Source organism: Kitasatospora sp. NPDC054795 (assembly GCF_053611565.1).
This window is the reverse complement of sequence record NZ_JBSHAP010000179.1, coordinates 1-14,172: the sequence shown is the minus strand read 5'-3', so window position 1 is coordinate 14,172 and position 14,172 is coordinate 1. Positions and strand designations below refer to the sequence as shown.

At 72.4% G+C, this 14,172-nt stretch carries 4 protein-coding genes; all 4 read left to right on the top strand.

The window, feature by feature from the left end:
* Positions 1-3,868: condensation domain-containing protein (locus ACWGJO_RS38010; protein ID WP_452190215.1), on the top strand; the 3,868-nt coding region annotated here is incomplete at its 5' end.
* A 32-nt stretch (positions 3,869-3,900) separates the two neighbouring features.
* Positions 3,901-4,848 carry a 3-hydroxyacyl-CoA dehydrogenase family protein gene (locus tag ACWGJO_RS38005; protein WP_452190214.1) on the top strand — a complete coding sequence of 316 codons (948 nt, stop codon included), beginning with the start codon at positions 3,901-3,903 and terminating at the stop codon, positions 4,846-4,848.
* On the top strand, positions 4,841-8,839 hold the full coding sequence (locus tag ACWGJO_RS38000) for an amino acid adenylation domain-containing protein (protein ID WP_452190213.1): 3,999 nt from the start codon (positions 4,841-4,843) through the stop codon (positions 8,837-8,839). The genes ACWGJO_RS38005 and ACWGJO_RS38000 overlap by 8 nt, the downstream gene beginning before the upstream one ends.
* A gap of 41 nt (positions 8,840-8,880) precedes the next feature.
* A complete protein-coding gene (locus ACWGJO_RS37995; RefSeq protein ID WP_452190212.1) occupies positions 8,881-13,530 on the top strand; it encodes an amino acid adenylation domain-containing protein in 4,650 nt (1,549 codons plus the stop codon).
* The last annotated feature ends 642 nt before the right edge of the window (positions 13,531-14,172 follow it).

Here is a 14,172-nt window from a genome sequence, read left to right as displayed (position 1 = left end):
GGACACCTCTGAGCTCGCGGCACGCCTGGCCGCCGAGGTCACCTGGCGTCGGCCCGAGACGCCCGAGACGCCCGACGCGGCCAGGACGGCTGCCGCCGGTCCGCCGGCCGCACCTCGGGTGGTCTTCCTGCTCTCCGCGGATGCCACCCCCGGCGAGCCGCGCGATCAGCTGCCGGGCGAGTTGCCGGACGCGCTGCCCGTGCCGGCCGACCACGCCGCGATGGTCCGCGGACAGCTCGCGACGTACCGGCTGCTGGTCCGGGCCGGCGTCACGCCGGACGGGCTGATGAGTTCGGGGATCTCCCGCTACACCGCCCGGTACCTGCGGGGCGATATCAGCGCTGAGGACACCGCCACGCTGCGGCGAGCACGCAGCGGGCAGGACCCGGTGGTGGCGGGCAAGCCGCTGCGGGTGGAGCAGCTCCACGCGGCGGCGGACGAGCAACTCTCCGCCGGCCCCGTGTTGTTCGTGGAGCTGGCGGTCCGCGGCGAGATCAGCGACCGGTTGACGGCCCGTCTCCAGGACCGTGCGGACGCCCGCGTGCTCCGTCTGCGGCCCGGTTCCGACGCCGACGCCGCCGTCCTGGAGCTGCTGGGGCGGTTGTACGAGGAGGGCGTCAGCCTGGACTGGCCGGTGCTGCGAGCCCACCCGTCGGCGGGCCGGGTTCCGCTGCCGGGACATCCGTTCACCGGCGTTCGCTGCTGGGCCAGGCCACTGGGTGAGGTGCTGTCCTCGGGCGAAGCACTCCGTTCGACCACTGCCCCGGCTCCCGTTCCAGCTCCGGCGCCTGCGCCTGCCGCCGAGGAGCCGGTCCGCTCGCCCGGCGCGCGGCGGACCGAGGAACCCGGGACGGTACTGGACTGGCTGCGGGCCACCCTGGTCGAGCTGCTGCACGCGGATGAGGTCCATGCCGGCGCGGACTACTTCTCCATCGGTGGCCACTCCGTCATCGCCCTCCAACTCCTGGAGCGGATACGGGAGCAGTACGGTGCCCGGCTCAGGATGGCCGACATCTACGACCATCCCGTCGTCAGCTCGCTCGCGCGGGCCATCCAGGACCGGGCGCGGCACGCGCCAACGCCGGAACCGCCGACCGCCGCCGCCGCGCCAGCGGCTCCAGTCGTCCCCGGGCCGGTCGGCGCCGAGTTGCCGCCGATCGTCCCCGGCCGGGAGCCGGTGCTGTCGTACGGGCAGGAGCGCATGTGGTTCCACCATCAGCTCGACCCGACGACCACGCTCTACAACCTCCCCGGCGCCTCCCGGTACCGCGGCCCCCTGGACGTCGACACGTTCAGGCTCGCCTGGGAGGACCTGGCGCAGCGCCACGAGGTGCTGCGATCCAATCTCGTCGAGACCGACGGCGTGTCCGGGTTGGAGATCCGGCCCGAACTGGGCGACTTCTTCACGTACCTGGACGCATCGGGTGAGGATGACCCGATGACCGCGGCGGGTGAGGTCATCACCTCCACCGCGCACTGGGTCTTCGACATTGCCAACGACCCGCTCATCCGGGTGACCGTCGTGCGGATCGGTGCTGACGAGCACATCGTCTGCTGGTGCATGCACCATGCGGTGAACGACGGCTGGGCTCCGCAGGTCCAGATGCGGGAGCTGCTGGAGTTCTACACGGCCCGCCTGGAGAACCGCGCCCCCGACATCGAGCCGCTGCCGGTGCAGTACGTGGACTACGCGCGGTGGCAGCGCGAGCTGGTGGCCGACTCCCGCCTCGACGGCGAACTGAGCTACTGGCGCGACCGGCTGAGCGCCCCACCCGCCCTGGCGCTGCCCACCGACCGGCCGCGCCCCGGCCGGATGGACTTCGCCGGTGCGACCCACGGATTCACCATCCCGGGCGCGCTGGTGCAGCGGCTGCGCGAGGTGGGCGCCCAGGAGACGGCCACTCTGTTCATGGTGCTGCTCACTGCGCTCAACGTGCTGCTCGCACGCTGGTCGGGCCAGCGGGACATCGTCGTCGGCACCTCGACCATCGGTCGTAGCCGGCCCGAACTGTGGGGTTTGCTCGGCTTCTTCAACAACACCATCGCACTGCGCTCGGACCTGTCGGGCGACCCGAGCTTCCGTGAGCTGCTGCGCCAGGTGCGCGGGGTGGTGCTCGATGCCCTCGACCACCAGGAGATCCCGTTCGAGAAGGTCGTGCACGAGGTCGTGGCCGACCGTGATCCGAGCCGCAACCCGATCTTCGACGTGATGTACGTACACCAGACGCTGCCACCGGCCACCTCCTTCGGCGAGATCGCCGTCGGACCGGCGCACGACCCGGAACTCATCGCCCACTTCCCCGGACTGCCTCCCGGCACCGCCAAGTTCGACATCTCGGTGGTCGTCGGCGAACTGGCGGACCAGGACGAGATCACGGTCATGATGGAGTACGCGACACGGCTCTTCGACGCCGGCACGATCTCCGCCATGTCCGAGGCGTTCGTGGAGCTGCTGCACGCCGTCGCGGACAACGAGGACACGCGCTACAGCGACCTCCCCGGGGGTCCTCCCGCGGTGACCGGACCGGTTGCGGACCGACCGGACACGCCGCCCGCCCCGGCGGTCCCGGTCGTCGCCCCCGTCGTCAGCTGCCTCGAACTGCGCGGCGAGGTGCGGCTCCCCGCGCTGCGCACGGCGCTGGAAGAACTGGCGCAGCGGCACGAGGTGCTGCGTGCCGGGCCCGCCGAACCAGCGGGGCACGGCTCGTTGCTCGGCGATGGCTTCCTCACCACCGCGGACGTCTCCGGCGAGAGCGAGCCCCTCGTCGCGGCCACGGAGATCGCGCAGGCCGCGGCCGCACCCGTACTCGATCCGGCATCGGGTCACCGGCTCCACGCGCTCCTCGCGACGACGGGCCCGGCCCGGCACATTCTGCTGGTGACCACCCACCAGCAGGCTTACGACGGTGGTCAGCCGGAGGTGTTCTTCCGGGACCTGCTCGCCCTGTACGGCGCCGGCCTGGACGGACGCCGGGCCGAGCTGCCCGAGCTGCCCACGCTGTCCGGCGAGCATGCCGAGCCCAGGAGCGGCCCCCAGCGGGAGGAACAACTCGCTTACTGGAGGCGGACACTGGCGGGACTGGCCGATGGCGCGCCGCCGTTGGACCGTGCCCGGCCCGCCCACGGCACCCGCGCCACCGCCGCCCTCGGCTCCCGGGTGCCCGACGACCTCGCCCGCGCGGTGGGCCGTTCCGGGGTCAGGGAGAGCGTGCTGGCGGCCCTCGCCGCCCTGCTCGCCCGGCACACGGAAGCGGACGAGGCACTCATCGGGCTGACCGGCACGGCGCTTCCCCCCTCGGCGGCCGGCACCCGGGTGGGGACCTTCGCGCGGAGCCTGCCGCTGCGTCTGGAGCTGGCCGACGACCCGTCCTTCGAGAAGCTGATCGATCGGGTGCGGCATGCCGTCACCGGCGCGGAACAGCACCGGGACGTGCCGCTCGCCGACATCGCGCGCGCAGCCGGAGTACCCGACGAGCCCGGCAGGGCACCGCTCTTCGATGTGGCGTACTCCTACCGAGCGCTGCCGGCGGCACTCGGCTCGGTGGCCGGGGTGGAGGCGGCCCCCGTGCGGTGGCCCGGCACGGACGCGGGGCGGCTCACGCTGCCACCCGGCCGCAGCGAACTGGACCTCTCCTGGTCCGTCGTCGAAGGACCGGGCCGGGACGAGTTGTCCATCTCGTTGGACTACCGCACCGAGCTCTTCGACCGATCGAGCGCCCGGGCTCTGCTCGAAGGACTGCTCGCGTTGCTGCGTGCGGCCACCCGCGCCCCCGGCGCACCGCTGTCCGGCCTGTGGCCCCTCCGCACGACGACCAGTACAAGCACGCCCGCGGAGCCGGCCACGGCACGGCCCGCGCACACCGACTGACGTGGCTCGGCCGACGAAGGAGACCTGCAACAGTGGACGATCAGACAGACGTTCAACAGACCGCGCAGACCGTTCCGGCCGGGTCGCTGGTGGGCATCGTCGGCGCGGGCACGATGGGCATCGGTGTGGCGCAGTGCTTCGCCGAAGCCGGCCACCCCGTGGTCGTCGTCGACAACGACGCCGGGGCGCTGGCCTCGGGGCCGGCTCGGCTCCGCGCCGGGATCAGGACGGCCACGCTGCTGCGCCAGGGGTCCCGGCAGGCGCGGGCGGGCGTGCCCGCTCCCCGCACCGAGTCCCTCGTGACCTGGTCCGCTGAGCTCGCCGACATGGCGGCAGCCCTCCTGGTGGTGGAGTGCGCCCGGGAGGACGAGGACATCAAGGAGGGGATCCTCCGCGAACTGGACCGGGTCTGCGGCGCCGAGGCGATCTTCGCGTCCAACACCTCGTGCATTCCGATCAGTCGACTCGGGTCCTTCACCGCCCGCCCCGACCGGGTCATCGGCACCCATTTCATGAACCCGGCACCGCTCAAGGATGCGGTGGAGGTGATCTGTGCGCCGCAGACCAGCGGTCGCACCCTGGAGCGCACGGAGGCGTTCCTCGCCCGCACCGGGAAGCACGCCCTCGTGGTGCGTGACGCCCCCGGCTTCGTCACGAACCGGGTGCTGATGCTGACGCTCAACGAGGCGGCCGCCGTGCTGGGGGAGGGAACCGCCGACGCCGAGACCGTGGACCGCATCTTCCAGGACTGCTTCGGCCACCCCATGGGGCCGTTGCGCACGGCCGACCTCATCGGTCTCGACACCATCGCCGACTCGCTGGAGGTGCTGCGCCGGCACACCGGCGAGGACCGCTTCCGGCCCTGTTCCCTGCTGGCCCGTCTGGTCGCCGAAGGCAACCTGGGACGCAAGTCGGGCCGTGGCTTCTACCAGTACTCACCACAGCAGCTCGTCGCGCGGGGAGGAACCGACCATGGCTGACCGCCAGAGCGCGCCCATGGGCATGTCCCACACCGCCCAGCTCGTGGAGATCCACGGAGACCTGGACCTCACCACGCTGGGCAAGGCGGTCGCCCAGGTCGTGGCCGAGACCACCGCACGGCCGGTGCCTCCCGGCGGCGGGCGACCGGACGGACCGCCCGCCCCGGAGACCTCGGACGGCCTGCCGCTGCCCGTGGTGGACCTGAGCACGGAGGCGGACCCGCGGGGCGCGGCCGACGCGTGGACGCGCGCGGCGCTGGAGCGGGCAGCGGAACCCGCACGGCGTGGTGCCGGGACCGGGCTGCCCTGGTCCACCCAGGCGTTGCTGCGGCTCGGCCCGGACCGTCACCACTGGTTCCACCAGCACCCCCGGGCTGTTGTCGACCGCTTCGGCTGTGCGCTGATCACCCGTCGGGTCTCCGAGGTGTACACGGCGCTCACCGAGGGCGGCTCGGCCACTGACGGCGCCCTGGCCACCCGGGCCCAGCTTGCCGCGGCAGCGGCCGGGTACGCCGGATCTCCCACTCAGCAAGCCGACCGTGCCCACTGGCGGCGGCGGTGCGCCGACCTCCCCGAGCCGGTGACCTTCGCATGGGCTCCCGCCAGGGATGCCGACGGGTTGCGGGCACCGGTGCGCTCCCGCCCGGTGACGCTCGGCACCACCGACACCGAACGCGTGCGTGCCACCGCCCGCTACGGCGGTGTGCCGGTCCGGGCGGTGCTGTGCGCCGCCGTGGCGGCCTACGCCCACCGGCTGAGCAGCGCCACGGACCTGGTGATCGGCATGCCGATGGACGGCCGGCCGAGTCGGGTGAGCAGGCGTGTCCCGCACGCGAGCGATGACATCGTGCCGCTCCGGCTGACGGTACGACCCGCCGCCACCTTCGCCGAGCTCGTCCAGGACGTCGCCCGGGAGTCTCGCGAGGCGGTCAGGCACCAGCGGCTGGGCCACCGGGAGTTGTGCCACGAGGCCGGGGCACCCGACGACCGGTCCCGACTGTTCGGACCGATCGCCGACATCCGCACCCCCGGGACACCCGTGCGGTTCGGTGAACTGTCCGTAGTGGTCCACGACCTGGTGCCCGACCCGGTCCACGACATACGCGTCGTACTCGACGACGACCCCGTGGACCAGCGGCTGCGGATCGTCCTCAGCGGTGCTGAGGATCGCTACTCCGCCGCCGAACTCGATGCGCACGCCCGGCGTTTCGGACGGTTGCTGGCCCTGGCCGTGGCCGGCCCGGGGCACCCGCTGCGCACCCTCGACCTGTCGGCGGCGGACGAGTCGGTGGCCGTTCACCGCGGTTCGAGCGGCGCGGCCTCCGGGGCGCCCCGGCGAACGCTCACCGACCTGCTGGAGAGCGCCGCCCGGAGCCACGGGGACGCGGTCGCCGTCATCGACGCCGACGGCAAGCTCACCTACGCCGAACTCCACGAGCGTGCCAACCGGTTGGCCCGGCTCCTGATCGACCGGGGCGTCGGGCCGGAGTCGGTCGTTGGGCTGCTGCTCCCTCGGTGCGCCGGGACACTCGTGGCGATGCTCGCGGTGCTCAAGAGCGGCGCCGCGTACCTGCCGCTCGACCCCGGCTACCCGGCCGAGCGGCTCCGCTTCATGATCGAGGACGCGGAACCCGCCTGTGTGCTGACCGACACTGCCGGCGACTCGTACGTCGCGGGCGCCGCAAGCCTGTCGACCACGACCATCCGGCTCGATGACCCCGCGATCGCCAGGGAGTCGGAGCACTTCTCACCCGCGGCACCGTCCGACGCCGACCGCTCCGGTCCGCTGCGACCCTCGCATCCCGCCTACGTGATGTACACCTCGGGCTCCACCGGTACGCCCAAGGGGGTCGTGGTGCCGCACCGCGGTCTGGTCGCGCTGGTGGACTGGGCGGCCGCCGAGTTCGGCACCGAGTCGTTGGCACACGTGCTGGCGGCGAGCTCGTTCAGCTTCGACGTGTCGGTGGCCGAGTTATTCCCGGCGCTGGCGGGCGGCGGCAGCGTCGAGGTGGTCGACAGTCTGCTGTCGCTGCTCGACGGCGACCCGCCGCGCTGGTCGGGCGGTCTGCTGTGCGCCATCCCTTCGGTGTTCTCCAAGCTGATCGGGACCGGCGGTCTCGAGGTGTCGGCCACGACGATCTCGATGACCGGTGAGGCACTCTCCGCAACCCTCGCCGCGAGGATCCGGGAGATCATGCCCGGCACCCGGGTACTCAACGTGTACGGGCCCACCGAAGCCACCGTCCATGCCACTGCGGCCACCCTCGGTGCCACCCCCCCGGCGGGCGACGGTTCGGTGCCGGAGGGCGCACCGCCCATCGGACGGCCGCTGGGGCACATACGCGCCTACGTGCTCGACAGTTCACTGCGCCAGGTGGAGGCCGACGGCCAAGGCGAGTTGTACCTGGCGGGGGACTGCCTTGCCCGGGGATACCTGCGCCGACCGGGGCTGACCGCCGGGCGTTTCGTCGCTGACCCCTTCGGTCCGCCGGGCGAGCGGATGTACCGGACCGGCGATCTGGCCCGCTGGCGCCCCGACGGGCAGCTCGACTTCCTCGGCCGCACGGACGCCCAGGTCAAGATCAACGGCTTCCGCATCGAACCCGGTGAGGTGGAGGCTGTGATGGCCCGGCACCCCGCCGTCGCCGAGGTCATGGCATGTGTCCGGCAGGGGCCGAGTGGCGACGCCCGGCTCGTGGCCTATCTGGTGCCCGTGGCGGGAGCCCGCGTCCCCAGCCACCGTACGCTGCGGGACTGGGTGGCCGAGCGGCTGCCGGCACATCTGGTCCCGGCCGAGCTGAAGGCCGCCTCCGTGCTGCCGCGCACGGGCAGCGGCAAGCTTGACCGCGAGAAGCCGCCCGCAGGCGTACGGCCGCTGGAGGCCGACCCGCCGACCGCCGACGGAGCGCGGGAGGCGCAGGTTGCGCGGGTGTTCCGCGAGGTGCTCCGGCTCCCCGAAGTCGCAACGGACGTCAGCTTCTTCGACCTCGGCGGCGACAGCGTCATGTCGATCCGGCTGCTGAGCCGACTGCGCCGGGTGGGGCTCGTCCTCACGGCGCAGGACGTCTTCGAGTACAAGACGGTCCGAGCCCTGGCCCGGGTGGCGCGGGGGACGAGCCGTACGACCAGCAGGTGGGGTGGCATCCAGGAGACTTCCGAGAGCGGCATCGGAGTCCTGTTGCCGCTGCGGGAGTCGGGCGGCGGGGCGCCGCTGTTCTGCGTGCACGCGGCGTCGGGCTTCTCCTGGTCCTACGCGGGACTCACCTCGCCGCTCGGCGCCGATCGACCGGTGTACGGCCTGCAGGCCCGGGGCCTGGACGGTACCGAAGCCCTGCCCGCGTCCGTCCGGGAGATGGCGGCGGACTACCTGGACCATGTCAGGTCCGTCCAGCCCACGGGCCCCTACCACCTCCTCGGTTGGTCCTTCGGGGGAGTGATCGCCCACGAGATGGCGGTGGGGTTGGAGCGGAGCGGCGAGTCGGTGGAGACGCTGGCGATCCTGGATGCCGATCCGGGTGCGGGCGCCGCCGACGCCGCGGCCGCGGCCGCGCGGGCCACGGCTGCCGGCCTGGCCCCCCTCGCATTGCTGCTGGAATTCTTCGGCTACGACCCGTCCCTGTGGGCGGGCGAGTCGCTGACGTATCCGCGGTGCGTGGAGATCGCCCGTACGCAGCAGGGACCGCTGGCCGCGTTCGACGATCAGCGGATCGCCGCGCTGGCCCGGATCATCACCAACAACGTGCGGGTCGCCGCCCTGCACAAGCCTCGCCCGTTCGGCGGGAGCGCCGTGATGTTCACTTCGCACGATCGCTCGCCCGCGACCACGCTCGGCCGGTGGCGCCCGCTGGTCAAGGGGCCGCTCGAGGTCCTGCCGGTCGACTGCACGCACATGGAGATGGGACAGTCCGCCGTGCTCGGCGACATCGGCCGTGTCCTCGTCGAACGGTGGGCCGTCGAGGCACAGCAGAAGGGGTCGGTGAACACTCCGTGAGGAACGAGCCGGAGCACGCGCACTCGGCGGATCAACCGGCGATGCCGCTCACCACGATGCAGCACGGGATCTGGTTGGCGCAGAAGCTGGCGTCCCCGGTCCAGTACCAACTGGCGAGCGCGTTCGACGTTGCCGGAGATCTCGATCCGGAGCTGTACGAGGCGGCCTTCCGCTTCGCCGTGGGGGAGACCGAGCCGTTCAGGTGCCGGTTCGCCGTTACGGCCTCCGGGGAGCCGAGGCAATGGGTAGGCCCCCTCCCCGTCTGGCACGTACCGGTCGTCGACCTCCAGCGGGAACCCGCGCCGATGGCCGCCGCGCTGGACTGGATGCGGGCGGACATCGCCCGCCCGCTCGACCTGGAGAACGGCCCGGCCTTCAGGACCGCGTTCCTGCGCATCTCCGAGGACCGGGTCTGCTGGTACCTGCTCGTCCACCACTTGGTGGTGGACGGCTTCGGCCTGGCGCTGTTCGCCCAGCGGCTCGGCGAGGTCTACGCGGCGTTGGAGCGCGGCGAGTCCCCGAAGCCCGGCCACCAGGTGCCGTTGGACACCTTGCTGAAGGCCGAGCGGGCCTACCGCTCCACACCCGACTTCGAGGTCGACCGCGAGTTCTGGACTGCGAAGCTGGCCGGTTGGCCGGGAGCCGCCCGGACGGGTGTGTCCTGGCCCGCCGCACCCGGCCGGACAGGCGGGGCACCGGTGCGCGGTGCGTCCCGGATGCCCCAGGACCGGGTGGCCGCCCTCCGCGCACGCGCACGCGAACTCGACGTCCCCTGGACGGTGGTGGCGACCGCCGGCGCCGTCCTGCTGGACCATGTCCGCAGCGGCGGGGGCGATGAGGTCGTCGTGGGGTTCCCGGTCGCCGGCCGCACCGCCGGAACGGCGGGCGCCGTGAGCGGTGCGGCCTCGAACGTGCTCCCACTGCGGGTACCGGTCAACCAGCGCCGGCCGGCCGCCGAACTGATCCGGACCGTGGGCGAGGCGGTCACCCTCGCCCTCGACCACCAGCGCTACCGGTACGAGGACCTCCGCCGCGACCTCGGCTTCACCGGGCCGGCGCAGGCGCCGTACCAACTGACCGCGAACATCGTCCCCTTCAGCTTCGGCCGCAGCTTCGCCGGGCGGCCGATGACCCTCAGGCAGCTCAACACCGGCGCGCTGGAGGACCTCTCCGTCATGATCAGGCCGGAACGCGGCCGGGCCGGCCTGATGGCGGAGGTGCATGCCGAGGCTGGGCGGTACGAGCCCGAGGAGGTCGCCGCCGAGGCCGACCGCTGCCTGCGCCTGCTCGACCAGCTGATCGACTGCCCCGGGCGTCCCGTCGGACAGTTTGATCTGCTGGCACCGGAAGAGCGCAGGCTGCTCGTACCGTGCATCGGCACACCCGTACCCCCCTCGCCCCGCACCCTCCCCGAGCTGTTCGAACACTGGGCCGCGCTCACTCCGCATGCCCCGGCGGTCGGCCACGGCGAGCGGTGGCTCACCTATGCCGAGCTCAACGCGCGCGCCAATCGGCTGGCCAGGACGCTGATCCGGCGAGGCGCAGGACCCGAACGCACCGTCGCCGTCCTGCACCCCCGCTCCGAGGACGTGGTCACCGCGATCCTGGCGGTGTCCAAGACCGGTGCGGCCTACCTCCCGCTCGACACGGATTGGCCGCCGGAGCACACCGAGCGGATCCTCGCCGACGCCCGGCCGGTGTGCGTCCTCTCCGAAGCGGACCTGACGGGCGCCGCGGCAGCCGCACCCGCGACGAGCGACGCCGACTCGACGGACGGCGAGGCCAACCTGACCGACGCGGACCGCACGGGGCCGCTGACGCCCGACCATGCCGCCTACGTCATCTACACCTCCGGGTCCACCGGCCGCCCCAAGGGCGTGGTGGTCCCGCACCGCGGTCCGGTGGCGCTGCTGCAAGAGGGAGCCGCCGAGTTCGGGTTCGGCCCCGGCGACACCTGGACGATGTTCCACTCCTGTGCCTTCGACTTCTCCGTGTGGGAGATGTGGGGTGCCCTCGCGCATGGTGGCCGACTGGTGGTCGTCCCCCGCGAGGTGAGCCGCTCCCCCCGTGCCTTCCTCGACCTGCTGGTGCGGGAACGTGTGACGGTGCTCAACCAGACGCCCTCCGCTTTCCGGTCGCTGGCCCAGGCCGACGCCGAAGAGCCGGAGCAGGGGAGGGAACTGGCCCTGCGCTGGGTCATCTTCTGCGGTGAGGCGCTCTCCTCTGCCGTCGTGCGTTCCTGGTACGAGCGGCACCAGGACTCCGCGCCCGTCCTGGTCAACATGTACGGCATCACCGAGACGGCGGTCCTCTCGACCCGGTTCGACCTGGAGCACGACCACAGTACGGTGCAGGTCGTCCCGATCGGCAAGGCCGTTGCCGGCACCCGGCTGTACGTACTGGACAACCAGCTTCGCCCGGTGCCCCCCGGGGTGGCCGGCGAGCTGTATGTCGCGGGTTCCGGAGTGGCCAGGGGCTACCTGCACCGTGCCGCGTTGACCGCGCAGCGCTTCGTGGCCGATCCCTTCGGCCCCGCCGGGTCCCGGCTGTACCGCTCGGGCGACCTCGCACGCGCCCGCCAGGACGGCACACTGGAGTATCTCGGCAGGGCGGACGACCAGGTCAAGATCCGTGGCTTCCGGATCGAACCGGCCGAGATCGAGGCGGCGCTGCTGGCCGCCCCCGGCGTGGCGGGCGGTGCCGTGCTGGCGAGCTCCGGCGTTCCGCACGATCCGGCCCGCACCAGGGCAGAGAGCGGTCAGGGAGCCGACGTGGCCGCACGGTTGGTGGCCTACGTCGTCCCCACCCGCGAGGCGGCGGCGGACGATCCCGGGCCGGCCCTCGCCCAGCTGCGCGAATGGCTGCGCGCGCGGCTCCCGGCGCATCTGGTCCCATCCCTGTTCGTCCCGCTCGACAGGCTGCCGCTCACCCCCAACAGGAAGCTGGACCGGGCGGCACTCCCTTCCCCCCAGGCCCGCGCGCACCTGCCGTCCCGCACCCCGGACACGCCACTGGAAGCCGAACTGGCACGGATGTACGCCGAGTTGCTCACCGTGGAGCAGGTCGGCTCCGACGACGACTTCTTCGACCTCGGGGGCGACAGCCTGCGGGCGACACGACTGGTCAGCATGGTGCGCCGAGCCGGCCTCGGCGCCCGGGCGGAGCTGGATGTCAGGGACGTCTTCGACCATCCGACCGTCGCCGGGCTCGCTGCCCATCTGGGCGACACGGCTCATCCGGGCGACGTCTGTGCGGGACCGGGGCCCCGGCCCGTCCCCCGGCTCCCGCTGGCCGAGGACCGGGGCGCCGAGCAGGTCCCGCTCTCCTACGGCCAACGGCGTTTCTGGTTCCTGCACAAGCTCGTCGGCCCCGACAGCACCTACAACGTTCCCCTGGTGCTGCGCTGGGACGGCGATCTGGACCAGGAAGCGCTCCGTGCCGCCCTGGGCGACCTCACGGCCCGGCACGAAACCCTGCGCACCCTCATCCAGCAGCGGGACGGCCAGGCGGTCCAGCACATCCTGCCGGTCACGGCCGCGCGCCCGGCACTCACGGTTGAGCCCGTCGCCCCGGACCGGCTGCCGGACGCGCTGAGCGCCGCGGCCGGCCGCCCCTTCCAGCTGGAGAGCGAACTTCCCCTGCGCGCGGTCCTGTTCACGGCCGAGGCCTCGCGCAGGCAGACGTTGCTCCTGCTGCTCCACCACATCGCCTGCGACCGCACCTCGCTGCGGCGGCTGCTGGACGACTTCGGCACCGCCTACCGGGCCCGCGTCAGCGGTGACGCCCCGGGCTGGTTGCCGTTGCCCGTTCAGTACGCCGACTTCACCCTGTGGCAGCGTGGACTGCTCGGCGCCGACCACCAGCCCAGCGCCCTGCGCGCCGGTCAGCTCGCCTACTGGAACGAGGCGTTGACCGGTCTGCCGGAACGCATCGCGCTACCCGTCGACCGTACGGAGCAGGTACGGCCAGGGCGCCCGGCGCACAGCGCCGGCGACACGGTGACCTTCACCGTCCCCGCAGACGTACACGGGAAGCTCCTGGAGGTGGCCGCGGACGAGCAGGCCAGCCTCTTCCTGGTGGTGCACGCCGGGCTGGCCGCGCTGCTCACTCGCCTCGGCGCGGGTACGGACATCCCGATCGGTACGGCGGTGTCCGACCGCGCGGACGCGCAGCTCGACGACCTGGTCGGCTTCTTCGTGAACACGCTCGTACTGCGCACCGACACCTCGGGAGAGCCGACCTTCCGCGAGTTGCTCGGCCGGGTCACGCAAGCCGATCTGGGGGCCTTCGCCCACCAGGACGTGCCCTTCGACCTGGTCGTGGAGGCGCAGGGGCCACGGCGAGCGGCGAGCGAGCGGGCCGTGTTCGGCCGGGCCTTCTTCCAAGTGATGTTGGTTCTCGCACCATCCCTCCCCGAGAGGCTGGAGCTACCAGGCGCGTCCGCCGCGGTGGACCTGGTCGGCGGGGGTTCCGCAGGGTTCGACCTGACCTTCGGCCTGTTCGAGCGGCGGGACGTCGACGGCACCTGTCGCGGACTCGACGGTGTGGTCGAATACCGGACCGAGCTGTTCGACCGGTCCACTGTCGAGGCCCTCTGCAGCCGCTTCACTCGGCTGCTGCGCACGGCCGCCGTCAACCCGGACATCCCGGTCGGCGACATCGACCTGTCGGCGCCGAAGGAAGGTTGCTAGCCTGCGCGTTTCACGTCGGGCTGGGACCGGACCGTGAGCGGGAACGCGAAAGTGCCTTCTGAACTGGGACGATGAGGCTTGTCCAACAGGGCGTAGCGTCCCGATATGACCGCTGACCACGGGCTCGAGAGCAGCCGGATCATCGCGCCCTGCGGAGCCGGCTTCGCCCGGATTGCTCACCTGTCGTGGGCGAGGCCGACCAATCCGGGCGATGCCAGCCTGCGCATACCGATACGTGGGCTTGACCTGCGGCGACGACTCTCCGGGCCCCGCAGGTGGCCGGTTGCGAGAGCGAGGAGGTCGCCCGGCGCTTCATCCAGGGCACCGTCGCCAAACAGGGCTTCGATGAAGGCGAGTTGACGATCCACTCCGAGCGGGCCGGCGCAACCTGTGGCTGAGGACCCTGGACCGGCTCGGCCTCGGCTTCGACTCCTGACAGTTCGGCTGCTGTCCCGGCTGGAGCCGGGGCGGCAGCCGGCGAACGGGAATTTCGGGGTCACGCCGTCGGGCAGCCTATTATCGCTTCTTGGGCCTGTGGACCTGATCCCCGGCTCACCAGGTACGGAGAGGCGTCACCCGGCCTGCTGCCGATGCGTACCCGAGGAAACCCGTGAGCACCGAACAGTCCGTCCCCGTCCCGCA